The sequence below is a fragment of the Kitasatospora sp. NPDC030952 genome (assembly GCF_055571335.1).
Map to the genome: position 1 here is coordinate 44,191 of NZ_JBVIFM010000011.1, position 26,024 is coordinate 70,214.

A 26,024-nucleotide genomic window follows, 5' to 3' on the forward strand; every position below is an offset into this window, starting at 1 on the left:
GTACGGCGGCCGGACCGCCGGCGTACGGGACTCCGGTGCCCCTGCGGCGGCCCAGTCGTCGTGGAGGCGGTTTCGGACAGCTCCGACGAGAAAAGGAGTGCTCATGGACCGCCGGATTTTCGGGCTGGAGAACGAGTACGGCGTGACCTGTACGTTCCGCGGGCAGCGGCGGCTGTCGCCGGACGAGGTCGCGCGGTACCTGTTCCGCCGGGTCGTCTCCTGGGGCCGCAGCAGCAACGTCTTCCTGCGCAACGGCGCCCGGCTCTACCTCGACGTCGGCTCCCACCCCGAGTACGCCACCCCCGAATGCGACGACGTGACCGAGCTGGTCACGCACGACAAGGCGGGCGAGCGGATCCTCGAAGGACTCCTGGTGGACGCCGAACGGCGGCTGCACGAGGAGGGCATCGCGGGGGACGTCTACCTCTTCAAGAACAACACCGACTCGGCCGGCAACTCCTACGGCTGCCACGAGAACTACCTGGTGGCCCGGCACGGCGAGTTCTCCCGGCTGGCCGACGTGCTCATCCCCTTCCTGGTGACCCGCCAGCTGATCTGCGGCGCGGGCAAGGTGCTGCAGACCCCGCGCGGCGCGGTGTACTGCGTCAGCCAGCGGGCCGAGCACATCTGGGAGGGCGTCAGTTCCGCCACCACCCGCTCCCGCCCGATCATCAACACCCGGGACGAGCCGCACGCGGACGCCGAGCGCTACCGCCGGCTGCACGTGATCGTCGGCGACTCCAACATGTCCGAGACCACCACCCTGCTCAAGGTGGGCTCCACCGACCTGGTGCTGCGGCTGATCGAGGCCGGCGTGGTGATGCGCGACCTCACCCTGGAGAACCCGATCCGGGCGATCCGCGAGGTCAGCCACGACCTGACCGGCACCCACCAGGTGCGGCTGGCCAACGGCCGGGAGGCCAGCGCGCTGGACATCCAGGAGGAGTACTACACCAAGGCCCTGGAGTTCGCCGACCGCAAGGGCATCAACACCGGGACCATCGCCCAGGTACTCGACCTGTGGGGCCGCACCCTGGAGGCCGTCCGCACCGAGCGGCTGGACGGGGTGGCCACCGAGATCGACTGGATCATGAAGTACAAGCTCATCGAGCGCTACCGCGAGAAGAACCAGATGAGCATGTCCAACCCGCGGGTGGCCCAGATCGACCTCGCGTACCACGACATCCACCGCCGCCGCGGCCTGTTCTACCTGCTCCAGGGCAAGGGCCAGGCGAAGCGGGTGACCACCGACCTCAAGACCTTCGAGGCCAAGTCGATCCCGCCGCAGACCACCCGGGCCCGGCTGCGCGGGGACTTCATCCGCCGGGCGCAGGAGCAGCGCCGGGACTTCACGGTGGACTGGGTGCACCTGAAGCTGAACGACCAGGCGCAGCGCACCGTCCTGTGCAAGGACCCGTTCCGTTCGGTGGACGAGCGGGTGGAGAAGTTGATCGCGGGCATGTGACCGTGCCGCGTGCGCTGTGAGCCACGCGCCGTGATCGATGCGCTGGAGCCGGCCCCGGTGGTGTCTACCGGGGCCGGACGCGTGCCGGGCATACGCTGTCCGTCGATTCGGGGGAGCCGACTTCGACCGACAGTTAGGACCACCGTGCGCCGCACCGCCGGTTTGCTTCTCACCCTGCCGCTGCTGCTGGCGGTCGCCTGCAGCAGTTCGCCCAAGGCGGCCGGCCCGGCGACGCCGTCCACCGCGAGTGCCGCTCCGACCGTGCCGGCGCCGGTCGGCGAGGCGTCCCCGATGCCCACGCTCTCGGGGGGCGGTTTCGGCAGCAAGGCCACCATCACCATCCCGGAGGGCCAGCAGCCCAGCGGCCAGTTCGTGGTGAACACGGTGACCGACGGGGAGCGGTCGACGGTCAACAAGGGCGACTGGGTGACCGTCAACTACACGGCGAAGGACTGGACCACCGGCAAGGACCTGCCCAGCTCGTACGACGACAACGGCAAGCCGCAGCTCTACCAGGCGGGCAGCGGGCAGCTGGTGCCGGCGCTGGACCAGACCGTGATCGACAAGAAGGTCGGCACCCGGCTGCTGGTGGTGGCCCCGCCGGCGGCGGCCTTCGGGGAGCAGGGCTCCACCCAGCTGGGCGTCAACAAGGGCGACACCGTGGTGTTCGTGCTGGACATCGTGGAGGCGCTGCCGCAGGACTCCACGCTGACCGGGGCCATGACCCAGCCGGCCGCGACCCTGCCGCAGGTCAAGGACAACGGCAAGGCGCCGGTGGGGATCACCGTCCCGGCCGGGCAGGCCGCGCCCACCGACCTCCAGCAGGCCGTGCTGATCAAGGGCGAGGGCAAGCAGGTCAAGACCGGGCAGACCCTGGTGGTGCAGTACACCGGGGTGCTGTGGAGCAACGGCCAGCAGTTCGACGCCTCCTGGACCCACGGCGGCGCCCAGGCCGTGCAGATCGGCACCGGCAGCGTGATCGAGGGCTGGGACAAGGGGCTGGTCGGGCAGAACGTGGGCAGCCGGGTGCTGCTGGTGGTGCCGCCGGCGCTGGGGTACAAGGACCAGGCGCAGGGCTCGGTGCCGCCGAACTCCACGCTGGTCTTCGTGATCGACATTCTCGAAGCGGTTTAGCGGGCGCTCTAGGAAGTCGCCGGGAGAGTTCCGTACGCTTGGGCGGACGCTCGTACAACGAAGCGTCCGCCCTCATCCTGAGCTGTCATACTGCCCTCGCACTGTGGCAGGCGCCGCCCGGCGCCGGGGTCCGGGGCGGACGGGTACGGCGACAGGCCGGCGCTCACCACGCCGGGCGCAGACCTGGAAGACCTCGTGGCGAGATGGATGGGGAGTCATGACTGAGAAGACGCCGAGCCCGGGCGGGGCCGGCACCGCGGCGAACGACGACTCTGCGGGTGATCCGACCGCCTCCCGTCCCGGCGGACCGGTCGCGTCGGACCGCGAGTCGATCGTCGTCCCCCCGGCGATCCTCGCGCAGCAGGCCGGCTGGGCGCAGCCCGGCGAGAAGCCGCGCGCGACGGGGACCAAGACGGACGACGACGACGCCCCGCAGATCTTCGCCAGCAATGTGCGCAAGGCCGACAACTCGGAGGCCGGGTACGACGAGAACCCGCCCGGGGTGGGCAAGCTCGGCGTGATCCTCGGCACGGTGATCGCCCTGCTGCTGGTCGGCAGCGGCGTGACGCTGTACATGGTGAACAAGGACTCCTCCAAGGACACCTCCGCGGCGGCCCAGCCGGACGCGACGAAGTCCGCGCCGCCCACGCCGACCGCCGAGCCGGTGCCGCCGATCAAGGACAGCGCCAAGGTGCTGCCGACCGTCACCGGTGACTTCGGCAAGAAGGCCGAGATCCAGGTGCCGGGCGAGGCCTCCGACGGCTCCTTCGTGGTGAAGGTGCTGTCCGAGGGCTCCGGCCCCAAGGTGGACAAGAACTCCTGGACCTCGGTGGACTACACCGCCAAGGACTGGAACACCGGCAAGGACATCCCGAGCTCGTACGACGACAAGGGCAAGCCGCAGATCTTCCAGGCCGGCACCGACGCGCTGATCCCGGCGCTGGACCAGGCCGTGATGGGGAAGAAGGCCGGCAGTCGACTGCTGGTGGTGGCCCCGCCGGCCGCGGGCTTCGGCTCCCAGGGCAAGCCGGACATGTCGATCGGCCCCAAGGACAACCTGATCTTCGTGATCGACATCCGCAACGCCAACGCGCCCGACGCGGTGGTGAGCGGAACCGTCACCCCGCCGCCGGCGGACTTCCCGCAGGTCAAGGACAACGGCAAGAAGCCGGCCGACATCACCCCGGTGGCCGGCGCCAAGGACCCGACCGAGCTGAAGACCCACGTGCTGATCAAGGGCACCGGGCCGGCCGTGGAGAAGGGCGAGAAGGTCGTCGTCCAGTACACCGGCGCGCTCGCCAAGGACGGCAAGGTCTTCGACTCCTCGCTCAGCAAGGGCCAGGCGTTCTCCTTCCCGGTCGGCGGCGGCCAGGTCATCCAGGGCTGGGACCAGGGGCTGGTGGGCCAGACCGTCGGCAGCCGGGTCGAGCTGGTGATCCCGGCCTCGCTGGGCTACGGGGACAAGGGCCAGGGCGACATTCCGCCCGGCTCGACCCTGGTCTTCGTGGTGGACATCCTGGACGCCGGTCAGGGCTGATCCACTTTCGGGTGACAATGGTGGGTGTGTGACCTTCGGGACCGGCCGCGTGGCCGTGTCCCGACGGGCGGCGGGCGCCCGTACGGTGGTGCTCCCGGGCTCTTCGCCCGGGTGGACCGGGTGCGGGCGCCCGCCGCTTGGTCGTGTGTGGAATTGCGAACGTGAGAAGAGGGACCATGGCTGTGAACCTGAACGAGAAGCCCGAGATCGACTTCCCGATCGGCGACGCCCCGACCGAGCTGCAGATCCGCGACATCGTCGTCGGTGACGGCGAGGAGGCCAAGCCGGGCCAGAACGTCAGCGTCCGCTACGTCGGCGTGACCTTCGAGACCGGCGAGGAGTTCGACGCGAGCTGGAACCGGAGCCCCAACGAGTTCCGCTTCCCGCTGGGCGGCGGCCGGGTCATCAAGGGCTGGGACAAGGGTGTCGTCGGCATGAAGGTCGGCGGCCGCCGTGAGCTGACCATTCCGTCGCACCTGGCGTACGGTGCCCAGTCGCCGACCCCGGCGATCCCGCCGCACTCGACCCTGATCTTCGTGGTCGACCTGCTGGCCGTCTGAGCCCGCGCCAGCCGTCTGGGCCCGCGCCGGCCGTCTGAGCCTGCGCTGACCTCGGTGCCTGCGCCGACCTCGGGCCGGACCCCTTCGGGGGCCCGGCCCGAGGTCGTTTCCGGGCCCGGACGGCACCCCGTGGGGAGCGGGCGCGGGACGCGGCTTTTGCAGTGCGTACCGCTACCGGTACGGTCGGTCCCGCCGGGTGGGGATCGCCCGGTTGGCGCACCCCGCGCGCGGCGCGGCACACCGGAAGGGTCAGCGATGGCGATCGCCAAGGCAGAGCGGCTGATGAATCTCGCCCTGTGCCTGATGAACACCAGACGTCCGCTCTCCAAGAAGGAGCTGCGGGAATCCATCGAGGCGTACCGGGAAGCCTGGCAGAACAGCAGCGAGGACGCCTTCAACCGGATGTTCGAGCGGGACAAGGACGACCTGCGCGAGCTCGGCCTGGTGATCGACGTCGACGAGAGCACGCTGGACGGCGAGCTCGGCTACCTCGCCCGCCCCGACCGCAACCGGCTGCCGGAGATCGCGCTGGACGCCGAGGAGGCCGCCGCGCTGACCCTGGCCGCCCGGGTCTGGCAGCAGGCCAAGATGTCCGGCGCGGCCAGCGGCGCGCTGCAGAAGCTGCGCGCGGCCGGGGTGCCGTTCACCGAGGCCGAGGGCCGGACCGCCCTGGAGCCGCGCATTCCCGCCCGGGAGGCCGCGTTCGAGCCGCTGCTCACCGCCGCCCGGGACCGCCGCCCGGTCACCTTCGAGTACCGCAAGGCCGGTGCCGCCGCCGTCGAGCAGCGCAGCGTCGAGCCGTGGGCGCTGGAGTGCTGGCGCGGGCACTGGTACCTGGCCGGGTACGACCGGGACCGCGGCGACGCCCGGGTGTTCCGGCTCAGCCGGATCACCGGCAAGGTGAGGGCCAAGGGCGGGGCTTTCCTCGGCACGGTGCCCGAGCACGTGGACGTCCGGGCCACCGTGGCCAAGTTCGCCGGTGAGGGGGCCACCGCCACCGCGACCGTCCGGGTCCGCCGGGATGCCGGCTTCCCGCTGCGCACCAAGGCGCTGGGCAGCACCCGGGTCGACGAGGCCTGGGACGAGCTGGAGATCCCGTACGGCAACGGGCTGGGCGCCGACCTGGCGGAGTTCGGGCCGGACGTGGTGGTGCTCGGGCCGGAGGAGCTGCGGGCGGATGTGGTCGACCGGCTGCGGGCGGTCGCGGGGCTTGAAGGAGCGGGCGCGTGAGTGAGCGAACCATCGGAAGGCGCGTCCTGTGCGCAGCGCCCGCCGAGTGCAGCGAGGTGGACGCATGAGCAACGCCATCGACCAGACCCGGCGGATGCTGTCGCTGGTCACCTACCTGCGCGAGCGGCCCGGCGCCGAGGTCGCCGAGGTGGCCCGGGCGTTCGGGATCAGCGAGCGCGAGCTGATCGGGGACCTCAACGTGCTGCCGATGTGCGGCACCAGCTTCCGCGGCGGCGACCTGCTGGACATCGACACCGACGGTGAGCGGATCTGGTGGCACAACGTCGACGACGTGGCCCAGCCGCTGCGCCTCGCCGCCGACGAGGCCACCGCGCTGCTGGTCGCCGCCCGGGCGGTGGCCGGACTGCCGGGCCTGCGGGCCGGGGACCGGGAGGCGCTCACCCGGGCCGTCGCCAAGATCGAGAACGCGGCGGGGGAGAGCGCCGAGGGCAGCGCCCGGGTCGGGGTCACCTTCGAGGCCGAGAGCCACGTGTTCGCCGACATCGACCGCGCGCTCAGCGAGGGCCGCCGGCTCTGGCTGCGCTACTACTCGCACGGGCGCGGCGGGATGACCGAGCGCGAGGTCGACCCGATCCGGCTGCTCACCGAGGGGCACACGTACCTGGAAGCCTGGTGCCGCACCTCGGAGGACCACCGGATGTTCCGGCTGGACCGGGTCGCCGAGATCCGCGTCCTGGACGTCCCGGCCGACCCGCCCCGGCGTGAGCCGCGCGACCTCAGCGGCGGGCTGGTCAACCCGGCGGCGGACGACCCGGAGGTGGTGGTGGAGGTCTCCTCCGGCGGCCGCTGGGTCGCCGAGTACTACACCCACGACCGGGCCGAGGAGCTGCCGGACGGCGGGCTGCGGATCACCCTGCGCAGCGCCGACCCCTCCCAGCTGCGCCCGCTGGCGCTGCGGCTGGGGCGCGACGGCCGGATCGTCTCGCCGCCCGAGCTGGCGGAGCAGGCGCGCTCGGCCGCGCGGGAGGCGCTGGCCGCCTACGGGGAGGGGCAGGTCTGAGCGGTGGAGCCCGGGACGAGATTCAAGGTGTACTGCTCGCAGTGCCGGGAGAAGGTCGAACTCCCGGCCGAGGAGTTCCGGCTGACCCTCGGTCGGACCCCGGCGCAGGCGCACTACAGCTTCGGCTGCCCGCTGTGCGGGGCGGCGGTGCGCAAGCAGGCCGGGGAGAAGATCGTCGAGGCGCTCACCGCGGCGGGGGTGCGCACCATGCGGCTCATCCCGGCGGAGGGCTGACCGCGGTGGCCCCGTACAGCTCGGTGGCCCCCGTATAGGGTGGGGCGCATGTCCTGGATGCTCGTCGCCGCCGTCCTGCTCGCCACCGCGGGCCTGCTGGTCCTCGGGGTCCTCGCGATCCGGCTCTGGCTGGACGTGCGGGCGCTCGCCAAGGGCGTGGACACGGCCTCCCGGGCGCTGGCCGAGGCTGCGGGGGAGTTGGCCGAGGCCGTTCCCGGTCGGTAGGGCCGCGCGGCCCGGGGCCGCTCTTCCGCGCGGGTCGCTCCGGTCGGAGCGTCGGCACGGCCGGGGCACCGGGTGGTACGGGGGCTGCTGCGTGGAGGTAGCGGCGGGTTACGCTCTCAAGTGGCTCCTTGAACGGCGAACCGGGGGCCGCTGTCCTGTTCGGTCGGCCTTCGTCGGGGCGTCATCCGCAGCGGTTACCATCCGCGGCGGGCGGCCTGCCGGGCCGCGGATGCTGAAGGTGGTCGGCGCATGCGCTTCTCGATGACCGCGATCGTGCTGGTCGTGGTGGTTGCCATCGTGCTGTTCGGGGCCAAGCGGCTGCCCGAGCTGGCGCGCTCGTTGGGGCAGTCGCTGCGGATCCTGAAGAGCGAGGCCAAGGCGATGCGCTCGGACGACGAGCCGGACGGGAGCGCGCCGCCCGCCCAGCCGCAGGTCACGGCGCAGCCGACGGCCAGGACCGTCCAGTCCGCTCCGGGCGCCTCGGCGACGGCCCGGCCGGTGGCCGAGCCCGGCGCGGGGCAGGGGACGCCCGGGGGCGAGCGCCCGCGCTGAGCGCGGCAGCCGTGACGTACGCGACGCACCCGTGGTGTGCGGTGCGGGCGTCCTACCCGACGTACACGGTGCGCGTGACGCGCGTGACCACGGAGGCCCGTCGACCGGCGGGCCTCGACGCACGAGTTGAGGACCGGGGTTGAGCAAGCTCTCCAAGGCGCCGCAGAAGGCGTCCAAGGATCCTGAGGGGCGGATGGCCCTCGCCGATCACCTGCGGGAACTGCGCAACCGCGTGGTCAAGTCGGTCCTGGCGATCGTGGTGATCACCATCATCGCGGCGATCTACCACAGGCAGATCGAGGACTTCCTGCTGCAGCCGCTGCCGCGCTGCACAGAGGCGACTTCCGACCAGTACCACGGCAAGTGCGCCCAGGTCTCCAACATCGGATTGACCGCCGGTTTCACCTGGATGCTGAAGGTCTCGCTGACGGCCGGCGTGGTCGCGACCGTGCCGATCTGGCTGTACCAGGTGTGGGCCTTCGTGGCGCCCGGTCTGCACAAGCACGAGAAGAAGTACGCCGTCGTCTTCATGCTCTGCGGGGCGCCGCTGTTCCTGGCCGGTGTGGCCGTGGCGATCCTGGTGCTGCCGACCACGGTCGACGTGCTGATCTCGTTCACCCCGAACAAGACCACGCCGATCCTGCCGCCCGAGGACTACCTCGACATCGCGACGCGGATGGTGCTGGTCTTCGGGCTGGCCTTCGAGTTCCCGCTGCTGCTGGTGATGCTCAACCAGGTCGGGATGGTCACCGGCAAGCGGCTGCTCGGCTGGTGGCGGGGCATGGTCATGGGCATCACGGTGTTCGCGGCCTTCGCGACCCCGAGTGCCGATCCGGTGAGCATGCTGACGCTGGCCGCGCCGATCTGGGCGCTGTACTTCCTCGCGGTGGGCATCGCGATCATGAACGACCGGCGCAAGCGCCGGAACAACCCGGACGCCGACCTGGACGACGAGGAGGCCTCGCAGGTCGACCTCACGGTGCAGCCGGTGGCGGGTGCGGAGACGGTCGACGCCTCGGCGGCCCCGGCGGCCGGTGCCGCGCCGGTGCCGACGGCGCGCCGGGAGCAGATGGACGACATCACCTGAGCCTGACGCGTTGAGACCTGACGCGTTGAGCCTGACGCGTTGAGCCTGCCGGCCCCGGCCGCCGCTGTGTGCGGTGGCCGGGGCTTTGCGCTGCTCCGGCCCTGGTGGGCTCTTGGCAGGGTTGATGGAATGTGACATATTACTGACGTGCTGAAGACCTGGACACCTCCACTGGACGTCGTCGTGGTCGGCGCCGGAGTCGTCGGCGCCGCCTGCGCGTACTACGCCGCCCGCGCCGGACTCGCCGTCGCCGTGGTCGACCGCGGACCGGTCGCCGGGGGCACCACCGGCGCGGGCGAGGGCAACCTGCTGGTCTCCGACAAGGAACCCGGGCCCGAACTCGACCTCGCCCTGCTCAGCACCCGGCTCTGGAACGAACTCGCCGAGGACCTCGGGCCGGCCGTCGAGTACGAGCCCAAGGGCGGCGTGGTGGTCGCCTCGACCGAGGCCGGGCAGCAGGCGCTGCGGGCCTTCGCCGCCGGGCAGGCCGCGGCCGGGGTGAGCGCCGAGGAGGTGCCGGCCGAGCGGCTGCGCGAGCTGGAACCGCACCTCGCCCCCGGGCTCGCCGGCGGCTACCACTACCCGCAGGACGCCCAGGTGCAGCCCGCGCTCGCCGCCGCCCACCTGCTGCGCGAGGCCCGCCGGATGGGCGCCGAGCTGTACACCGGGGAGGACGTCACGGCGGTCGACCGCGGCCCGGACGGCGCGGTGCGCGGCGTCCGGACCACCCGGCGCCGGCTGGCCGCGCCCGCCGTGGTCAACGCCGCGGGCACCTGGGGCGGCGAGCTGGCCGCGCTGGCGGGCGTGCACCTGCCGGTGCTGCCCCGGCGCGGCTTCGTGCTGGTCACCGAGCCGCTGCCGAGGGTCGTCCGGCACAAGGTCTACGCCGCCGACTACGTGGCCGACGTGGCCAGCGGCTCGGCCGGGCTGCAGACCTCCGCCGTCGTCGAGGGCACCCCGGGCGGGCCGGTGCTGATCGGCGCCAGCCGGGAGCGGGTCGGCTTCGACCGAACCCTCTCCCAGGAGGTGCTGCGCCGGCTCGCCGTCCAGGCCGCGGAGCTGTTCCCGGTGTTCGCGGACGTCACCGTGCTGCGCACCTACCGGGGCTTCCGCCCGTACCTGCCGGACCACCTGCCGGCCATCGGGGAGGACCCCCGGGCGCCGGGGCTGTACCACGCCTGCGGGCACGAGGGCGCCGGGATCGGGCTGGCGCCCGGCACCGGGCTGCTGATCGCCGCGCAACTGGCCGGGAAACGGCCGGAGCTGGACCTCGCGCCGTTCCGGGCGGACCGGTTCCCGGCGGGGTGAGACCTTGTTCTGGACCTCTGGATTGGAGAAGCCGGTGACGCGTCGCCGCACCCCCGCCGGGCTGGTCGGGGCCGAGCCCGGGCCCGGCCACCACATCGAGTTCGACGGGCGGCCCGTCCGGGCCCTGCCCGGACAGTCGATCGCCGCCGCGCTCTGGGCCGACGGCGTGCTCGCCTGGCGCACCACCCGGGACGGCGGGCGCCCGCGCGGCGCGTTCTGCGGCATCGGCGCTTGCTTCGACTGCCTGGCCACCGTGGACGGCCGGGCCAACCAGCGGCTGTGCCTGCTGCCCGCGGAGCCCGGGACCGTCGTCACCACCCAGGAGGGTCACGGCCGTGCCGACCTTGCCGTCTGAGTCGTCTGAGCTGTCTGAGCTGTCTGAGCCGTACGGGCCGTCCGAGTCGCGCGGGCCGGCTGGGTCGGGCGGGTCTCTGGGGCCGTCCGGGCTGTACGACCTCGTCGTGGTGGGGGCCGGGCCCGCCGGGCTGGCCGCCGCCGTCACCGCCGCCGACCTCGGGCTGCGCTGCGTCCTGCTGGACGGCGCGGAGCGGACCGGCGGGCAGTACTACCGGCACCCGGCGCCCGGACTCGGCGCCACCCGGCCGGACCGGCTGCACCACCACTGGCCGGTGTACACCGGGCTGGCCGCGCGGCTCGCTCGGCAGCCCCGGGCCGAGTTCCGCGGCGGCCACCAGGTGTGGGCGCTGGAACGCACCGCGGACGGCTTCGCCGTGCACGTCACCCGCGGGCCGCAGGCCGCCGACCGGGCCACCGTCCGGGCCCGGACGGTGCTGCTCGCCACCGGGGCGTACGAGCGGCAGCTGCCGTTCCCGGGCTGGACCCTGCCCGGGGTGGTCACCGCGGGCGGCGCCCAGGCCATGCTCAAGGCCGGGCTGGTGCTGCCCGGGCGGCGGATCGTGGTGGCCGGCAGCGGGCCGCTGCTGCTCGCGGCCGCCTCCTCACTGGTCGGCGCCGGGGCGGACGTCCCGGCGGTGGTCGAGGCGAGCGGCTACCTCGGGTACGCCCGGCGCCCCGGCGTGCTGGCGGCCGTCCCCGCCAAGCTGGTCGAGGGCGCCGGGCACGGCGGCGCGCTGCTGCGGCACGGCGTACGGCTGCGGCCGCGCAGCGCCGTCGTGGAGGCGCACGGGGACGAGCGGGTCACCGGAGTCACCGTGGCCCGGCTGGACGCCTCCTGGCGGCCGCTGCCCGGCACCGAACGGCGGATCGCCTGCGACGCGCTCGCCGTCGGCCACGGACTGCTGCCGCAGATCGACCTGGCCACCGAGCTCGGCGCGGAGACCCTCGCCGGGCCGGACGGCGCGGTCGCGCTGCGGGTCGACGCCCGGCTGCGCACCACCGTCCCCGGCCTGTGGTCCGCGGGGGAGACCAACGGCGTCGGTGGGGCCGACCTCGCGCTCGCCGAGGGCGAGCTGGCCGCGCACGCGATCGCCGGGGTACCGCCCGGGCGCGCGCTGCTGCGCCGCCGGGCGCGGCTGCGGGCCTTCGCCGGGCTGATGGCCGCCGCGCACCGGCCGGGGCCCGGCTGGACCGGGTGGCTGCGGCCGGACACCGACGTGTGCCGGTGCGAGGAGGTGCCGGCCGCCCGGATCCGGGAGGCGGTGGAGGAGCTCGGCGCGGGCGACCCGCGCACCGTCAAGCTGCTCACCCGGGCGGGGATGGGCTGGTGCCAGGGGCGGATGTGCGGTCCGGCCGTGGCCTGTCTGTCCGGCTCGGGGGAGCCGGGGGCGGACCGGCGGCCGTTGGCCTGCCCGGTGCCGCTCTCGCAGCTGGCGGCGGGGGTCCCTGACTCCGCCCCCGCCGCCTCCGCTGTGCCCGGTGCCTCTGCTGCGTCCGGCGCGTCTGCCGCGTCCGGTACGTCTGCCGCGTCTGCTGCGTCCGGTGCCGAGTCCGCGCCCGAGGGATAACCGACGAATGTGGGGGCTGGGGACTCTTGTCGCCGACCCTCTTCCTCTAATAAAATGTCACACCTCACCAAGGAGTGCACCGTGTCCATCACCCCCCGTGACACCACCCGTCCCTGGCGCGGCATCATGGTCGCCACCACGATCCCGCTGCGCCCGGACCTCTCCGTCGACTACGACGCCTACGCCGAGCACGTCCGCTGGCTGATCGAGTCCGGCTGCGACGGCGTCGTCCCCAACGGCTCGCTGGGCGAGTACCAGACGCTCACCGCCGAGGAGCGCGCCCGGGTCGTCGAGGTGGCGATCGAGGCGGCCGGTGACGGCTCCCGGGTCATGCCCGGGGTCGCCGCGTACGGCAGTGCCGAGTCCCGCCGCTGGGCCGAGCAGGCCGCCGAGGCCGGGGCCGGCTCCGTCCTGCTGCTGCCGCCCAACGCCTACCGGGCCGACCACGACTCGGTGCGGGCGCACTACGCGGAGGTCGCCAAGGCGGGCCTGCCGATCGTCGCGTACAACAACCCGATCGACACCAAGGTCGACCTGGTGCCCGCGCTGCTCGCCCGGCTGCACGCCGAGGGCTCGATCGTGGCGGTCAAGGAGTTCAGCGGGGACGTCCGGCGTGCGTACGAACTCGCCGAACTGGCACCGGGGTTGGACCTGCTGATCGGCGCCGACGACGTGCTGCTGGAGCTGGCGCTGGCCGGCGCGGTCGGCTGGATCGCCGGGTACCCCAACGCGCTGCCGGAGGCCTCGGTGGCGCTCTACGACGCGGCCGTCTCGCTGGACCTGGAGACCGCGCTGCCGCTGTACAAGTCGCTGCACTCGCTGCTGCGTTGGGACTCCAAGACCGAGTTCGTCCAGGCCATCAAGCTCTCCATGGACATCGCCGGGCGCCCCGGCGGGCCGGTCCGGGCGCCGCGCCTGCCGCTGGAGCCGGAGATCGAGGCGGCGGTGCGCGCGGCCACCGAGAAGGCGCTGGCCGAGGGCCTCGCCTAGGCCCTGCCCGGACCCAGGGCCTCGCCCAGGGCGTGTCCAGTCGGCCGGCTGTGGGGTCAGCCGGTCTCAACCGACCGTTTCTCAGAGGGAGTTGTGAGGTCATGCGGAGCCGTCACGTGTTCCACGCCGTCGACTCGCACACCGAGGGCATGCCCACCCGAGTGATCACCGGGGGCTTCGGCGTCATCCCCGGCGCCACCATGGCCGAACGCCGGGTGCACTTCCAGCAGCACCTCGACCACTTCCGCACCCTGCTGATGTACGAGCCCCGCGGGCACGCCGCGATGAGCGGCGCCGTCCTGCAGCCGCCCACTCGGCCGGACGCCGACTTCGGCGTGCTCTACATCGAGGTCTCCGGGCTGCTGCCGATGTGCGGGCACGGGACCATCGGCGTCGCCACCGTCCTGGTCGAGACCGGGATGGTGCCGGTGGTCGAGCCGGTGACGACGGTCCGGCTGGACACCCCCGCCGGCCTGGTGGTCGCCGAGGTGCGGGTCGAGGGCGGCGCCGCCAAGGCCGTCACCATCCGCAACGTGGCCTCGTACTCCGTCGCGCTGGACCGCAAGATCGAGGTGCCCGGGTACGGCACCATCGGCTACGACCTCGCGTACGGCGGCAACTTCTACGCCATCCTGCCGCTCGCCGAGTTCGGGCTGCCGTTCGAGCGCGAGCGCAAGCAGGAGATCCTGGACGCCGGCCTGGCCCTGATGGACGCCGTCAACGCGGGCCCCGACCGGCCGGTGCACCTGGAGGATCCGTCCATCCACAGCTGCCACCACGTCCAGCTGCTCGCCCCCGGCTCCACCGCCGAGCACTCCCGGCACGCGATGGCCATCCACCCCGGCTGGTTCGACCGCTCGCCCTGCGGCACCGGCACCTCGGCCCGGATGGCGCAGCTGCACGCGCGCGGCGAGCTGCCGATCGGGCGGGACTTCCGCAACGACTCCTTCATCGGGACCACCTTCACCGGGCGGCTGGTCGAGGAGACCGAGGTCGCCGGGCGGCCCGCGGTGGTGCCCACCGTCACCGGGCGGGCCTGGGTCACCGGCACCGCCCAGTACTTCCTCGACCCGGACGACCCGTTCCCGGCGGGCTTCCTGCTCTGATGCGTCGTGTCCTGCTCTTCGACGCGTCGTTTCCTGCGCTGACGCGTCGTTTCCTGCACTGACGCGTCGCTTCCTGCTCCGACGCACCGTGTCCAACCTGCTTTCGAAGGGCTGCCAGCCGTGACCATCACCTCGTACAACCCCGCCGACCCGGCCGACCTGGTGGTCGCCGTCGAGGAGCCCGGCGCCGAGGCCGTGCGGGCCGCCGTCGGGCGGGCCCGGGCCGCCCAGGGCGGCTGGCTCGCGGCGGGGGCGGGCGCCCGGTCGGCCGCGCTGGGCCGGATCGCCGAGGCGGTCGAGGCGCACGCGGAGGAACTGGCCGCGCTGATCGTGCGGGAGGTCGGCAAGCCGCTCGCCGAGGCGCGGGGGGAGGTCGCCCGGACGGCGGCGATCTGGCGCTACTACGCGCAGGCGCCGTACGAGCCGTCCGGCGCGGTGCACGAGACCGCCGCCGGACCGGGACTGCTGCTCACCCGGCGCCGCCCGTACGGGGTCGCCGGGCTGATCGCGCCGTGGAACTTCCCGCTGGCGATCCCGAGTTGGAAGGCGGCGCCGGCGCTGGCGGTCGGCAACACGGCCGTGCTCAAGCCCGCGCCCGAGGCGACGGCGTGTGCGCTGCGGCTGGCCGAGCTGGCGGGCCTGCCCGCCGACGTGTTCACCGTGCTGCCCGGCGGGGCCGAGGAGGGGCAGGCGCTGGTCGACGCGGCCGACGTGGTGTCCTTCACCGGCTCGACCGGGGTCGGCCGGGCCGTGGTGCGGGCCGCCACCGGGCGCGGGGTGCCGGTGCAGGCCGAACTCGGCGGACTGAACGCGGCGTTGGTGCTCCCGGACGCGGACATCGACCTGGCCGCCGGGCACCTCGCGGCCGCGATCGCCGGATACGCCGGGCAGAAGTGCACCGCCACCAGCCGGGTGATCGCGGTGGGTGCGGCGTACCAGCCGCTGCGCGAGGCGCTGGTCAAGGCCCTTGCGGGGATGGACGATTCGGTCTGCGGGCCGGTGGTCAACGCTGCCGCGCGGCAGCGGCTCACCCTCGCCGTCGACTCGGCGGTGGCGGCCGGGGCGACGGTGCTCACCGGCGGACGGGCCCCCGAGCGGACCGGCTGGTACGTCGAGCCGACCCTGCTCACCGACGTACCGGCCGAACACCCGCTGGCCAGTGAGGAGTTCTTCGGCCCGATCGCGGTGCTGCACGCGGCGGCCGACCTGGACGAGGCCATCGCGCTCGCCAACGACACCCCGCACAGCCTCGCCACCTCGGTGCACACCCGCAGCCTGGACGCGGCCCTGGCCGCCGCCGAGCGCCTCGACGCGGGCATGATCCGGGTCAACGCGCCCTCCAGCGGCGTCGACTTCCACCTGCCCTTCGGCGGGACCAAGGGTGCGAGCCACGGCGAGCGCGAACAGGGCCGCGCCGCACTGGAGTTCTACACCGCGAGCCGGACCATCAGCGTGCTGCCGGGCGGCGGTGCCTGATGGACCTCCGTACCGTCGACGCCGTCGACTACCACACGGCCGGCGAGCCGTTCCGGATCGTGCTCGGCGGGGCGCCCCCGATCCCCGGCGACAGCGTCGCCGAGCGGCGGGCCATCGCGATCGGCGCGGGCGGCACCGCCACCGCGCCCCGGCCCGGCGCGCTGGACGACGTCCGGCGGCTGCTCGCCCGGGAGCCGCGCGGGCACGCCGGGATGTACGGCGGGTTCCTGGTGCCGCCGGACGACGACGAGGCCCACCTGGGCGTGCTGTTCTGGCACAAGGACGGCTACTCGACCGCCTGCGGGCACGGCACCATCGCGCTCGGCGCCTGGGCGGTGGACTCCGGGCTGGTACCGGCGCCCTCGGACGGCGTGGCGCGGGTGCGGATCGACGTGCCCTCCGGGCGGGTCACCGCGCTGGTGCACCGGGCCGGCGGGCGCACCACCGGCGTCACCTTCCGCAATGTGCCCAGCCGGGTCAGCGCGCTGAAGCTGCCGCTGAACACCTCGCGCGGAGTGGTCGAGGTCGCCGTGGCGCACTCCGGGGCCTGCTACGCCTCGGTGCCCGCCGCCGCGCTCGGGCTCGCGGTCGAGACCGGGCAGTTGCCCGAACTCGTCGCCGCGGGGCGGGAGATCAGGGAGCTGCTGGCCGACTCGGAGGCGGTCGCGCACCCCACCGACCCGCGGCTGTCCGGGGTGTACGGGGTCGTGCTGTACGACGAACTGCCCTCCCCGGACGGCGTGTTGAGCCAGCGGAACGTGGTGGTGTTCGCGGACGGGCAGATCGACCGCTCGCCCTGCGGCTCCGGCACCTCCGCCCGGCTCGCCGTACTCGCCGCCGAGGGGCGGCTCGCCCCCGGGGAGCCGCTGCGGCACGAGTCGGTCATCGGCACCCGGTTCACCGGGCAGGTGCTCGCGGGCGGCGACCCGCTGGGCGCGGGCGTGGTCACCGAGGTCAGCGGCACGGCGTACCGCACCGGGGAGCACCGGTTCCTGCTGGAACCGGGCGACGGGCTGGGGACGGGGTTCCTGCTGTGAGCGGTGATGAGCTCCCCGGCGCGGCGGTTGAGCCGCTCCAGTACGCCGTGCCGGGAGTCGGCGGAGTCGGGCCCGCCGACGCGGTGCGGGCGATCGAGCGGGTGCTGCTGGACGGGTTCGACCCGGAGGCGGCGCCCGCCCGGTCGGCCGTACCGGTACCGGCGGGGGAACTGCTGCTGATGCCGGCCGCCACCGGGACCTTCGCGGGCGTCAAGATCGCCGGGGTGGCGCCGGCCAACCCGGCGCACGGACTGCCCCGGATCACCGGCAGCTACCTGCTGCTGGACGGGCCGACGCTCCAGCCACTGGCGCTGCTGGACGGCGCGGCCCTCACCGCTCTGCGCACGCCCGCCGTGACGGCGGCGGCGCTGGCGCGGCTCGCGGCGCCGGAGGCCGAGCACCTGGTGGTGTTCGGCTCCGGCCCGCAGGCCTACGGGCACCTGGACGCGCTGCTGGCCGTCCCGACGCTGAAGTCCCTCCGGCGGGTCACGGTGGTGGCGCGAGACGCCGGGCGGGCCGCCGCGCTGGCGGCGTACGGGCGCGGGCTCGGGCTGGCGGGCACGGTGGGGGAGCCGGAGGCGGTGGCCGAGGCCGATCTGGTGGTCTGCTGCACCACCGCGCGCACCCCGCTGTTCGACGGCGCGCTGGTACCCGATCACGCGGCCGTCGCGGCGGTCGGCTCGCACGAGCCGGACGCGCGGGAAGTGGACGAGGTGCTGGTCGGGCGGGCCGAACTGTACGTGGAGGCACGCTCGGTGGCGGCCCGGGAGGCCGGCGACCTGCTGGTGGCGGGCGCGCTCGGGCGGCGGCAGGTGTGGAACCTGGCCGAGCTGGTGCGCGGTGACGCGCTGGTGCCGGACGGGCGGCCGCGGTTCTTCAAGAGCGTCGGGATGGGCTGGGAGGACCTGGCAGTGGCGGCGGAGGTGTACCGGGCCTCGCGGCCCTAGGGGGCCTAGCCAGTGGTGGTGGGCCGTGGAATCGTGCGCCGGCGGCCGTTGTCACGGTCGACGGCCGCTGTCACCATGAGCGTCGGGGTGTTTGGATCGCGGACTGTTGCACGCTCAACGTAACGTGACATTGTACGCTGGTGTTCTGCACCCACCCGGAGGAACACCATGGCCGAGCTCACGTCCCGCACCCTGATCTCCGTGCAGGAGCGGCTCCGCGACCAGGTCGCCCACGCGCTCCGGGCGGCCCTGATCTCCGGCGAACTGCGCCCCGGCGTCGTCTACTCCGCACCCGCCCTCGCCGCCGACTTCGGCGTCTCCGCGACCCCGGTGCGCGAGGCCATGCTCGACCTCGCCCGGGAGGGACTGGTCGAGGCGGTCCGCAACAAGGGCTTCCGGGTCACCGAACTCACCGAGCGCGACCTCGACGACTACACCGAGATCCGCGCCCTGATCGAGGTCCCGACCGTCGGCCGGGTCACCCGCACGGCCACCAAGGACCAGCTGGAACGGCTGCGCCCGCAGGCCGAGGCGATCGTCGCGGCCGCCCGCAAGCACGACCTCATCGGCTACCTGGAGGCGGACCGGCAGTTCCACCTCGACCTGCTGGGGCTGGCCGGCAACGCGCGGCTGGTCGACGTGGTCGGGGACCTGCGCAAGCGCTCCCGGCTGTACGGGCTGACCCGGCTGGACGAGCAGGGGCAGCTGGTCTCCTCGGCGGAGGAGCACGTGGAGTTGCTGGACCTGATGCTCTCCGGCGACGCCGAGGCGGCGGAGGCCTGCATGACCCGGCACCTCAGCCACGTCCGCTCGCTGTGGGCGGGCCAGGACGAGGCGGCGGAGGCGGAGCGTCCGGGGCTGCGTCTGCGGGCCCGGTAGGGCTAAACCACCCGTTCGGGTGAAGGATGGGGATCGGGTACCGGAAGGTGCTCGCGTCCTACGATGATGATCTCGACATCGGCAGTCAGGAGGAACTCCATGTCCGCCGCCGCAGTGGAAGAACCCTTCGGGCAGATGACGTTGCTCGAGGCCGCAGAGCTGATCTCCGATCGACTCGTGGGACACCGGGTCGAGATTCTTGGAGGTCAGATCACGGTGACGCCACCTCCGGACGGGCCGCATGGAGAGACGCTCACGGACCTGATGATCCCGTTGTTGGCGGCGGGGCTCCATGGCGATACGTCCCGAGTGGTTCAAGGGATGGGCCTGTGGTTGCCGGGCGGACCGTCCGACTACGCGATTCCGGACCTGTGTGTTGTCGACGCCGACTACCGAGAACACCTGATCGAGCGAAACTGCTATGACCCAGCGGTCTTCCGTCTTGTACTGGAAGTGACGTCGTCGAACTTCACGACTGATCTGAAGGTGAAGCCGCCGCTGTACGCCGAGGCCGGTGCGCCGGTCTACGTCATCGTGGACCGGACGAACCAGCGGGTGATGGTGCTGACCGACCCCAAGGACGGAGAGTACCGAGTGCACGCCGTCCACCATCCCGGGCAGTCGTTCACCCTGCCCGAGTCGATCGGGGCGTCGGTGACGCTTTCGGTGGACGACGTGCTCACGGCGAAGAACTAGTTCAGGCCACCGCCGCCGGCAGGGTCAGGCGGCCGTCGTGGACTTCGGCGACCTGGTCGACGGCCGTCAGATGGGTGCGGTCGTGGGTGACCAGGACGGTGGCCGTGGCCCGGCGGTGGGTGAGCTCGGTGATCAACTCCAGGACCGCTGCGCCGCGTTCGTGGTCGAGGGCGCTGGTGGGCTCGTCGACGAGCAGGACTGTGGGGTCGTTCATCAGGGCGCGGGCGATGTTGACGCGTTGGCGCTGGCCGCCGGAGAGCTGGTGGGGGCGGCGGGCGGCCTGGTCGCGGAGGCCGACGGCGGCGAGGAGTTCCAGGGCGCGGGTGTGGGCCTCGCGGGGGGAGCGGCCGTCCAGGTGGGCCATCACCTGGAGCTGTTCGGCGGCGGTGAGCGAGGGCAGCAGGTTGGGCTGCTGGAAGACGATGCCGATCCTGGTGCGGCGCAGGGCGGTGAGTTCGGCGCGGCCGAGGCCGGCGGTGTCGGTGCCGTCGACGACGACCCGGCCGGAGTCCGGGCTGATCAGGGTGGCGGCCACCGCCAGCAGGCTGGACTTGCCGGAGCCGGAGGGGCCGACCACGGCGGTGATGGAGCCCTTGGGGACGGTCAGCGAGACGTCGTCCAGGGCGGTCAGCCGGCCGTCACCGTCCGGGTAGGTCAAGGTGATGTGGTCGAGGTCAAGACTCATGCGCCCACCTCGCTTCGCTCGGCGGGGGCATTCGCCCACGCGCACCTTTTGATGGTCACTTCGCTTCGCTCGTTCATCGGGCGCTCCCCAGGGCGGTCAGCGGGTCGACGGAGGTGATCCGGCGGATGGACAGGGCCGCGCCGATCGCGCCGAGGGCGATCATGACGACGGCGGGCAGCAGGACGGTCGGGGCGTCCAGGACGAAGGGGACGGCGGAGCCGAGCAGCGCGCCGAAGCCGGAGGCGATCGCGGTGCCGACGGCCGTACCGAGCACCAGCAGCAGTACGGCCTGGCCGAGGGCGTCCCGCAGCAGGTAGCGGGTGGAGGCGCCGAGGGCCTTCAACACCGCGATGTCGCCACTGCGTTGGATCGTCCAGACGGTGAAGAAGGCGCCGATCACCAGGGCGGAGATGGCGAACAGGAAGCCGCGCATCAGCTGGAGCGAGCCGTTCTCGGAGGTGTAGGAGCCGATCGCGGCGAGGGCGTCGTCGCGGGTGCGGGTCACGGTGCCGTGGCGGGTGTCGGCGGCGGCGAGGTCGGCGCCCTGGCCGGTGCGCAGGGCGATGACGGTGGCGTGGCCGGCGCCGCCGGGGGCGAACTGCTGCCAGTCGCCGAGGCTGGTCCAGATCACCGGGGTGTGGCTGTACGCGGCGTCGCCGGCGACGGCGGCGACGGTGAGCCGGTGCCCGGCCATGGTGAAGTCGGCGCCGGGGGTGAGGTTGCCGAGCTTCTCGGCGGCGGTGGTGGACAGCACGGCCCGGCTGGGGGCGATCCGGTCGCCCTGCGGGGCCAGGTCGGAGCCGTCCGGGACGCCGAAGGCGGAGAGTGCGGCGGTGCGGGTGCCGGCGGCGGCCTTGGTGGTGGTGATGCCGAGCGGCTGGGCGGAGGTGACGCCGGGCTCGCGCGTCCAGGCCTGCCACTGGTCGGGGGTGAGCTGGGAGTCGGTGAAGTTCAGCTCCTGCCCGTCGGCGGGCTTGGAGAACACCAGGTGGTCGGCGGGCAGGCCGGTGATCGCGGAGATGTTCTGCCGGCCGAGGCCGGCGGTCAGTCCGGACAGCAGGCCGACCAGGACGGTGATCAGCACGATGACGGTTCCCATCAGGGCGAACCGCCCCTTGGCGAACCTGAGATCCCTCCAGGCGACGAACACGGTGGGCCTTCCTGCGGCAGCGGGACTGATGACGTTGCCACCGGCAGCGGGGCCGGTGACGTTGCCGCCGGCAGCGGGGCCGGTGACGTTGCCACGCTCCCCGAAACGGGGTGGCCGGGGCATCGCGCCCGGGATTGCATCCTGGGCATCAAAGGGCAGAAGCGGAGTTCAACCTTTTGATTGATGCCGGGCTCGGGACGCGGAACTTAGGCTGGAGGGATGGCGACCGAACGATCCAGAACCACCCCCGTCGCCCGCGTCCTCCGGCTCTGCCTGCACCTGCTCGTGGCGGGCCTGCTCGCCCTCGCGGTGGCCCGGGCCGCCTTCGTCGACCGGGGCGGGGACCCGGCGGCCGTCGCCGCCGCGGCCACCGCGATGGCCGCCGTGTACGCCGTCGGGCCGAAGCTGGCCGCCGTCCACCGCTCCCGCCGGGGCGCGGCGCTCTGGCTGGCGCTGCTCGGCGTCACCTGGGCGGGCGTGCTGGTCGCCACCCAGGACGGGGTGTGGCTGGCCTTCCCGCTGTACTTCCTGGAACTGCACCTGCTCGGGCGGCGCGGCGGGCTGACGGCCGTCGCCCTCACCGCGCTCGGGGCGATCGCCGCGTGGTCCTGGCACCAGCACTCCTTCAACCTCGCCGCCTCGATCGGGCCCGCGCTCGGCGCGGCCGTCGCCACCGCCACCGTGCTCGGCTACCAGGCGCTGTACCGGGAGAGCGAGGAACGGCGCCGGCTGATCGACGAACTGACCGCCGCCCGCGCGGACCTCGCCGCCGCCCACCACGCGGCCGGCGTCCTCGCCGAGCGGGAGCGGCTCGCCCGGGAGATCCACGACACCCTCGCCCAGAGCCTCAGCTCCATCCAACTGCTGCTGCGCGCGGCCCAGCGGGCGCTGCCCGAGCGCACCGAGGCCGCCGCCGGGTACGTGGAGCAGGCGCGCCGGGCCGCCCAGGACAACCTGGACGAGGCCCGGCGGTTCGTCCGCGCGCTCACCCCGCCCGCGCTGGACGGCGATTCGCTGCCGGTCGCGCTGGAGCGGCTCTGCGCGACCACCACCGCGCACAGCGGACTGCCCGTCCACCTGCACCTCTCCGGGGACCCCCTCCGGCTGCCGGCCGCCCAGGAGGTGGCGCTGCTGCGGATCGCCCAGTCGGCGCTCGGCAACACCGTGCGGCACGCGAAGGCCTCGCGCGCCGAGGTGACACTCAGCTACATGGAGGGCGAGGTGGCGTTGGACGTGTTCGACGACGGGGCCGGGTTCGACCCGGCGGCGGTGGCCGGCCGCAGCGGCGCGGACGGCGGCTTCGGACTGCCCTCGATGCGGGCCCGGGCCCGTGCGCTCGGCGGCAGCTTCACGGTGGAGTCCGCACCCGGCGAGGGGACGGCCCTGGCGGTGCAACTGCCCATCGCCCCGGAGGCCGGCCCGTGATCAGGCTGCTGATCGCCGACGACCACCCGGTGGTGCGGGCCGGGCTGCGGGCGGTGCTGGAGAGCGAACCCGACTTCGCCATCGTGGCCGAGGCGGCGACCGCCGAGCGGGCCGTCGAGCTGGCGGCGGAACCGGGCGTGGACGTGGTGCTGATGGACCTCCAGTTCGGGCCCGGCTCGGCCATGAACGGGGCCCAGGCCACCGCCGCCATCACCGCCCGGGCGGGCGCGCCGCGGGTGCTGGTGGTCACCACCTACGACAGCGACGCGGACACCCTCCCGGCCCTGGAGGCCGGTGCCACCGGGTACCTGCTGAAGGACGCGCCGCCGGAGGAACTCGCCCAGGCCGTCCGGGCCGCCGCGGCGGGGCGCAGCGCGCTGGCGCCGAGCGTCGCCGACCGGCTGCTGGAGCGGATGCGGACGCCCGCGGCGGCGCTCAGTGCCCGGGAGACCGAGGTGCTGGGGCTGGTCGCGGACGGGCTGACCAACCAGCAGGTCAGCCAGCGGCTGCACCTGAGCCAGGCCACGGTGAAGTCCCATCTGGTGCACATCTACACCAAGTTGGGGGTCGACTCGCGGACGGCGGCGGTGCGGGAGGCGCGCGGGCGCGGGCTGATCCGCTGAGCGTAGGGTGAGGGAGTTCCGTACCCGTAGCAGTGTTCCGTGCCCGTAGCGGAGTGAGGAGCCCCCGATGGCCGCGCGTCTCACCGACCTCACCGACCTCGCCGACCTCGCCGACCTCACCGACCTCGCCGAACTCACCGACTTCGCCGACTTCGCCGAACTCGCCGTTCCGGTGATCGGTGCCCCGATGGCGGGCGGCGCCTCGACGCCGGAGCTGGTGGCCGCGGTGAACCGGGCCGGCGGGCTGGGGTTCCTGGCCGCGGGGTACAAGAGCGCCGCCGCGATGGGCGAACAGATCGCCGCGGTACGGAAGTCGACCGACCGGCCGTACGGGGTGAACCTCTTCGTGCCGGCCCCGCCCGCGGATCCGGCCGCCGTCGCCGCCTACCGGGACCGGCTGCGGCCGGAGGCCGAGCGGTGGGCGGTGGAGCTGCCGGAGGCGATCGGGCCGGACCGGGACGACTGGGAGGCCAAACTCGCCGCGCTGCTCGCCGACCCGGTGCCGGTCGTCTCGTACACCTTCGGGCTGCCGACGGCCGAGGAGGCGGCGGCGCTGCGGGCGGTGGGGACGCGGCAGGTCGCCACCGTCACCACGCCGGCGGAGGCCAGGGCGGCGCAGGAGACCGGGATGGACGCCCTGTGCGTGCAGGGCCCGGAGGCCGGCGGGCACCGCGGCACCCACCGGGTGACGGACCGGCCCGGGGAGCTGCCGCTGCTCGAACTGCTGCCCGCCGTACGGGCGGTGACCGCGCTGCCGCTGATCGCGGCGGGCGGCCTGGGCGACGGCCCGGCGATCGCGGCGGCGCTGCGGGCCGGGGCCGCCGCGGTGCAGCTGGGGACGGCGCTGCTGCGCGCCGACGAGTCCGGCGCCTCCGCCGCCCACCGGGCCGCGCTCACCGAACTGCCGGAGACCGTCGTCACCCGCGCCTTCACCGGCCGCCCCGCGCGCGGCCTGCGCAACGCCTTCATCGACCGCTACGGCCCGTACGCCCCGCCCGCCTACCCCGAGGTCCACCACCTCACCGCCCCGCTGCGCGCCGCCGCCACCCGCCGGGCCGACACCGACGCCATGCACCTCTGGGCGGGCACCGCCCACCGGCTGGCCGGTACGGGCCCGGCGGAGCAGATCGTGGCGGACCTGTGGCGGAGCGCGCGGGGGGTCTGACTCAGCTCAGGAGCTGGGCCATCCAGGACTCGATGGCGGGGACGGTGCGGGGGAGGGCGCCGGACATCAGGTGGGCGCCGTCCGCGGTGATGACGAGGTCGTCCTCGATGCGGATGCCGAGGCCGCGGAGTTCGAGGGGGAGGGTTTCGTCGTCGGGCTGGAGGTAGAGGCCGGGTTCGACGGTGAGGACCATGCCGGCTTCCAGGGTGCCGTCGACGTAGCGGTCGGCGCGGGCCTTGGCGCAGTCGTGGTAGTCGAGGCCGAGCATGTGGCCGCTGCCGCAGAGGGTGTAGCGGCGGTGGAGGCCGTTGTCCTCGGCAAGGGCCTGGTCGGCGGGGACGCGCAGGACGCCCCAGTCGGCGAGGCCTTCGGCGATGACCCGCATGGCGGCGTGGTGGAAGTCGCGGAAGCGGGCGCCGGGGCGCAGGGCGGCGATGCCGGCGCTCTGGGCGGCGAGGACGAGTTCGTAGGCCTGCCGCTGGACCGGGGTGAAGGTGCCGCTGAGCGGGAGGGTGCGGGTGATGTCGGCGGCGTAGAGGGTGTCTGTCTCGACGCCGGCGTCGAGCAGCAGCAGGGCGTTGGGGTCGAGGGCGCCGTCGTTGCGGATCCAGTGGAGTACGCAGGCGTGGGCGCCGGAGGCGGCGATGGTGGTGTAGCTGGGGCCGTTGCCCTCGGCGCGGGCGCGCAGGTCGAAGACGCCTTCGATCCAGCGTTCGCCGCGGTGGTGGCGCAGGGCGGTGGGCAGGGCGCGGACGACGTCCTCGAAGCCGCTGACGGTGTGGTCGACGGCGAGTTGCAGCTGCTGGACCTCCCAGTCGTCCTTGATCAGGCGCAACTCGGAGAGCACGGCGGCGAGTTCGTGGTCGGCGGCGGATGCCGTACGGCGCCCGGTGGCCTGGTCGACGACCGGGTCGGTGCCGGCCACCACCCGGGTGGGCGGCTGTGGTCCGGCGAGCGACTTGCCGAGGTCGTCGAGGTGTTCGGCGCGTACGCCGGTGAGCCGGGTGGTCTCGTCGAGGTCGGGGCGGCGGCCGACCCAGAACTCGCCGTAGCGGCGGTCGCGGTAGAACTCGCCGCCGCTGCGCGGGGACCGGGGGCGGACGTGGAGGACCGGTTCGTGGCCTTCGGGGCCGGTCGGTTCGAGGACGAGGACGTGGTCGGCCTGGTCCTCGCCGGTGAGGCCGGTGAGCCAGGCGTAGGCGCTGTGCGGGCGGAAGCGGTGGTCGAGGTCGTTGCAGCGGACCTTGAGCCGCCCGGCGGGGACGATCAGCCGTTCGCCGGGGAAGGCGGCGGAGAGCCGGGCGCGGCGGCCGACGAACCGGTCGTAGCCGGGGACGCGTCGGTCGGCGGGGAGCGGGGTGGCGGCCCAGGCGGTGGCCATGAAGGCGTCCAGGGCGGGGGAGACCGGGAGGTCGTGGCTCCCGGTGGCGGGGCCGGGCTGCGGGTGGGTCACCGGTGAACTCCTAGGCGGGGGTGGGCTGCTGGGGGTGGTGGGACACAGCTGGGTAACGGAGGGCGCCACCTCTTGTGCAGTGCAATTTCACATTACTATGTTACGGGTCACACG

General features: G+C 73.7%; 26 protein-coding genes. 23 read left to right on the plus strand and 3 right to left on the minus strand.

Annotated elements, in window-relative coordinates:
• Nucleotides 1-103 precede the first annotated feature (103 nt).
• The 20 genes from pafA to ACZ47G_RS20335 all read left to right on the plus strand — a co-directional run bounded on the left by pafA (nucleotide 104) and on the right by ACZ47G_RS20335 (nucleotide 19,409).
• On the plus strand, nucleotides 104-1,465 hold the full coding sequence (pafA, locus tag ACZ47G_RS20240) for a Pup--protein ligase (protein ID WP_380456583.1): 1,362 nt from the start codon (nucleotides 104-106) through the stop codon (nucleotides 1,463-1,465).
• A 144-nt stretch (nucleotides 1,466-1,609) separates the two neighbouring features.
• Entirely contained in the window at nucleotides 1,610-2,599 is a 990-nt protein-coding gene (locus ACZ47G_RS20245; RefSeq protein ID WP_465744487.1) for an FKBP-type peptidyl-prolyl cis-trans isomerase, read from the plus strand.
• 217 nt (nucleotides 2,600-2,816) lie between these two features.
• Nucleotides 2,817-4,136, plus strand: coding sequence for an FKBP-type peptidyl-prolyl cis-trans isomerase (locus ACZ47G_RS20250; RefSeq protein ID WP_465744489.1), 1,320 nt, complete (start codon nucleotides 2,817-2,819; stop codon nucleotides 4,134-4,136).
• Between the two features lie 176 nt (nucleotides 4,137-4,312).
• Nucleotides 4,313-4,696 (plus strand): FKBP-type peptidyl-prolyl cis-trans isomerase, encoded by a 384-nt coding sequence (locus ACZ47G_RS20255; RefSeq protein WP_380456578.1) that lies wholly within the window; start codon nucleotides 4,313-4,315, stop codon nucleotides 4,694-4,696.
• 255 nt (nucleotides 4,697-4,951) lie between these two features.
• Nucleotides 4,952-5,926 carry a helix-turn-helix transcriptional regulator gene (locus ACZ47G_RS20260; protein WP_465744492.1) on the plus strand — a complete coding sequence of 325 codons (975 nt, stop codon included), beginning with the start codon at nucleotides 4,952-4,954 and terminating at the stop codon, nucleotides 5,924-5,926.
• Nucleotides 5,927-5,990: 64 nt separating this feature from the next.
• Nucleotides 5,991-6,947, plus strand: a complete 957-nt coding sequence (locus tag ACZ47G_RS20265; RefSeq protein ID WP_316520336.1) for a helix-turn-helix transcriptional regulator — start codon at nucleotides 5,991-5,993, stop codon at nucleotides 6,945-6,947.
• A gap of 27 nt (nucleotides 6,948-6,974) precedes the next feature.
• Complete coding sequence (locus ACZ47G_RS20270; protein WP_380456574.1) at nucleotides 6,975-7,181, plus strand: hypothetical protein; 207 nt, start codon at nucleotides 6,975-6,977, stop codon at nucleotides 7,179-7,181.
• A gap of 48 nt (nucleotides 7,182-7,229) precedes the next feature.
• Nucleotides 7,230-7,406 carry a hypothetical protein gene (locus ACZ47G_RS20275; protein ID WP_465744495.1) on the plus strand — a complete coding sequence of 59 codons (177 nt, stop codon included), beginning with the start codon at nucleotides 7,230-7,232 and terminating at the stop codon, nucleotides 7,404-7,406.
• A gap of 249 nt (nucleotides 7,407-7,655) precedes the next feature.
• Entirely contained in the window at nucleotides 7,656-7,958 is a 303-nt protein-coding gene (gene tatA / locus ACZ47G_RS20280; RefSeq protein WP_465744497.1) for a Sec-independent protein translocase subunit TatA, read from the plus strand.
• Between the two features lie 193 nt (nucleotides 7,959-8,151).
• Entirely contained in the window at nucleotides 8,152-9,045 is an 894-nt protein-coding gene (gene tatC, locus ACZ47G_RS20285; RefSeq protein ID WP_465744821.1) for a twin-arginine translocase subunit TatC, read from the plus strand.
• A 150-nt stretch (nucleotides 9,046-9,195) separates the two neighbouring features.
• The gene (locus ACZ47G_RS20290; protein WP_465744823.1) at nucleotides 9,196-10,353 is read left to right on the plus strand and encodes an NAD(P)/FAD-dependent oxidoreductase; all 1,158 of its coding nucleotides are present in this window, start codon (nucleotides 9,196-9,198) and stop codon (nucleotides 10,351-10,353) included.
• A gap of 34 nt (nucleotides 10,354-10,387) precedes the next feature.
• Nucleotides 10,388-10,708: a (2Fe-2S)-binding protein gene (locus tag ACZ47G_RS20295; RefSeq protein ID WP_465744499.1), complete on the plus strand. Its 321-nt coding sequence runs from the start codon at nucleotides 10,388-10,390 to the stop codon at nucleotides 10,706-10,708.
• A gap of 106 nt (nucleotides 10,709-10,814) precedes the next feature.
• A complete protein-coding gene (locus tag ACZ47G_RS20300; RefSeq protein WP_465744501.1) occupies nucleotides 10,815-12,278 on the plus strand; it encodes an FAD/NAD(P)-dependent oxidoreductase in 1,464 nt (487 codons plus the stop codon).
• 54 nt (nucleotides 12,279-12,332) lie between these two features.
• Entirely contained in the window at nucleotides 12,333-13,268 is a 936-nt protein-coding gene (locus ACZ47G_RS20305; protein WP_465744503.1) for a dihydrodipicolinate synthase family protein, read from the plus strand.
• A gap of 101 nt (nucleotides 13,269-13,369) precedes the next feature.
• Complete coding sequence (locus tag ACZ47G_RS20310) at nucleotides 13,370-14,374, plus strand: proline racemase family protein (RefSeq protein WP_465744505.1); 1,005 nt, start codon at nucleotides 13,370-13,372, stop codon at nucleotides 14,372-14,374.
• Between the two features lie 111 nt (nucleotides 14,375-14,485).
• Nucleotides 14,486-15,850, plus strand: a complete 1,365-nt coding sequence (locus ACZ47G_RS20315) for an aldehyde dehydrogenase family protein (protein ID WP_465744825.1) — start codon at nucleotides 14,486-14,488, stop codon at nucleotides 15,848-15,850.
• Nucleotides 15,850-16,887: a proline racemase family protein gene (locus ACZ47G_RS20320; RefSeq protein ID WP_465744507.1), complete on the plus strand. Its 1,038-nt coding sequence runs from the start codon at nucleotides 15,850-15,852 to the stop codon at nucleotides 16,885-16,887. The genes ACZ47G_RS20315 and ACZ47G_RS20320 overlap by 1 nt, the downstream gene beginning before the upstream one ends.
• Complete coding sequence (locus ACZ47G_RS20325) at nucleotides 16,884-17,834, plus strand: ornithine cyclodeaminase family protein (protein WP_465744509.1); 951 nt, start codon at nucleotides 16,884-16,886, stop codon at nucleotides 17,832-17,834. The genes ACZ47G_RS20320 and ACZ47G_RS20325 overlap by 4 nt, the downstream gene beginning before the upstream one ends.
• A 168-nt stretch (nucleotides 17,835-18,002) precedes the next feature.
• Entirely contained in the window at nucleotides 18,003-18,713 is a 711-nt protein-coding gene (locus tag ACZ47G_RS20330) for a GntR family transcriptional regulator (protein WP_465744511.1), read from the plus strand.
• A 99-nt stretch (nucleotides 18,714-18,812) separates the two neighbouring features.
• Nucleotides 18,813-19,409 carry a Uma2 family endonuclease gene (locus ACZ47G_RS20335; RefSeq protein WP_465744513.1) on the plus strand — a complete coding sequence of 199 codons (597 nt, stop codon included), beginning with the start codon at nucleotides 18,813-18,815 and terminating at the stop codon, nucleotides 19,407-19,409.
• A gap of 1 nt (nucleotide 19,410) precedes the next feature.
• Here ACZ47G_RS20335 and ACZ47G_RS20340 read toward each other — a convergent pair whose 3' ends face one another.
• A complete protein-coding gene (locus ACZ47G_RS20340) occupies nucleotides 19,411-20,094 on the minus strand; it encodes an ABC transporter ATP-binding protein (protein WP_465744515.1) in 684 nt (227 codons plus the stop codon).
• A 73-nt stretch (nucleotides 20,095-20,167) separates the two neighbouring features.
• Nucleotides 20,168-21,244 carry an ABC transporter permease gene (locus ACZ47G_RS20345; protein WP_465744517.1) on the minus strand — a complete coding sequence of 359 codons (1,077 nt, stop codon included), beginning with the start codon at nucleotides 21,242-21,244 and terminating at the stop codon, nucleotides 20,168-20,170.
• 219 nt (nucleotides 21,245-21,463) lie between these two features.
• Here ACZ47G_RS20345 and ACZ47G_RS20350 point away from each other — a divergent pair, with 219 nt between their 5' ends.
• The 3 genes from ACZ47G_RS20350 to ACZ47G_RS20360 all read left to right on the plus strand — a co-directional run bounded on the left by ACZ47G_RS20350 (nucleotide 21,464) and on the right by ACZ47G_RS20360 (nucleotide 24,457).
• Nucleotides 21,464-22,669, plus strand: coding sequence for a sensor histidine kinase (locus tag ACZ47G_RS20350; RefSeq protein WP_465744519.1), 1,206 nt, complete (start codon nucleotides 21,464-21,466; stop codon nucleotides 22,667-22,669).
• Entirely contained in the window at nucleotides 22,666-23,292 is a 627-nt protein-coding gene (locus ACZ47G_RS20355) for a response regulator transcription factor (protein WP_350507111.1), read from the plus strand. The genes ACZ47G_RS20350 and ACZ47G_RS20355 overlap by 4 nt, the downstream gene beginning before the upstream one ends.
• A 67-nt stretch (nucleotides 23,293-23,359) precedes the next feature.
• Entirely contained in the window at nucleotides 23,360-24,457 is a 1,098-nt protein-coding gene (locus tag ACZ47G_RS20360) for a nitronate monooxygenase (protein WP_465744521.1), read from the plus strand.
• A 1-nt stretch (nucleotide 24,458) separates the two neighbouring features.
• Here ACZ47G_RS20360 and ACZ47G_RS20365 read toward each other — a convergent pair whose 3' ends face one another.
• Nucleotides 24,459-25,910 (minus strand): aminopeptidase P family protein, encoded by a 1,452-nt coding sequence (locus ACZ47G_RS20365; RefSeq protein ID WP_465744523.1) that lies wholly within the window; start codon nucleotides 25,908-25,910, stop codon nucleotides 24,459-24,461.
• Nucleotides 25,911-26,024: the final 114 nt, after the last annotated feature.

Coding starts and splice junctions, on each gene's coding strand:
- ACZ47G_RS20305 (WP_465744503.1), top strand. CDS start 12,333: ATGTCACACCTCACCAAGGAGTGCACCGTGTCCATCACCCCCCGTGAC.
- ACZ47G_RS20335 (WP_465744513.1), top strand. CDS start 18,813: ATGTCCGCCGCCGCAGTGGAAGAACCCTTCGGGCAGATGACGTTGCTC.
- ACZ47G_RS20320 (WP_465744507.1), top strand. CDS start 15,850: ATGGACCTCCGTACCGTCGACGCCGTCGACTACCACACGGCCGGCGAG.
- ACZ47G_RS20330 (WP_465744511.1), top strand. CDS start 18,003: ATGGCCGAGCTCACGTCCCGCACCCTGATCTCCGTGCAGGAGCGGCTC.
- ACZ47G_RS20255 (WP_380456578.1), top strand. CDS start 4,313: ATGGCTGTGAACCTGAACGAGAAGCCCGAGATCGACTTCCCGATCGGC.
- ACZ47G_RS20265 (WP_316520336.1), top strand. CDS start 5,991: ATGAGCAACGCCATCGACCAGACCCGGCGGATGCTGTCGCTGGTCACC.
- ACZ47G_RS20250 (WP_465744489.1), top strand. CDS start 2,817: ATGACTGAGAAGACGCCGAGCCCGGGCGGGGCCGGCACCGCGGCGAAC.
- tatC (WP_465744821.1), top strand. CDS start 8,152: ATGGCCCTCGCCGATCACCTGCGGGAACTGCGCAACCGCGTGGTCAAG.
- pafA (WP_380456583.1), top strand. CDS start 104: ATGGACCGCCGGATTTTCGGGCTGGAGAACGAGTACGGCGTGACCTGT.
- ACZ47G_RS20360 (WP_465744521.1), top strand. CDS start 23,360: ATGGCCGCGCGTCTCACCGACCTCACCGACCTCGCCGACCTCGCCGAC.
- ACZ47G_RS20350 (WP_465744519.1), top strand. CDS start 21,464: ATGGCGACCGAACGATCCAGAACCACCCCCGTCGCCCGCGTCCTCCGG.
- ACZ47G_RS20260 (WP_465744492.1), top strand. CDS start 4,952: ATGGCGATCGCCAAGGCAGAGCGGCTGATGAATCTCGCCCTGTGCCTG.
- ACZ47G_RS20275 (WP_465744495.1), top strand. CDS start 7,230: ATGTCCTGGATGCTCGTCGCCGCCGTCCTGCTCGCCACCGCGGGCCTG.
- ACZ47G_RS20340 (WP_465744515.1), bottom strand. CDS start 20,094: ATGAGTCTTGACCTCGACCACATCACCTTGACCTACCCGGACGGTGAC.
- ACZ47G_RS20310 (WP_465744505.1), top strand. CDS start 13,370: ATGCGGAGCCGTCACGTGTTCCACGCCGTCGACTCGCACACCGAGGGC.
- tatA (WP_465744497.1), top strand. CDS start 7,656: ATGCGCTTCTCGATGACCGCGATCGTGCTGGTCGTGGTGGTTGCCATC.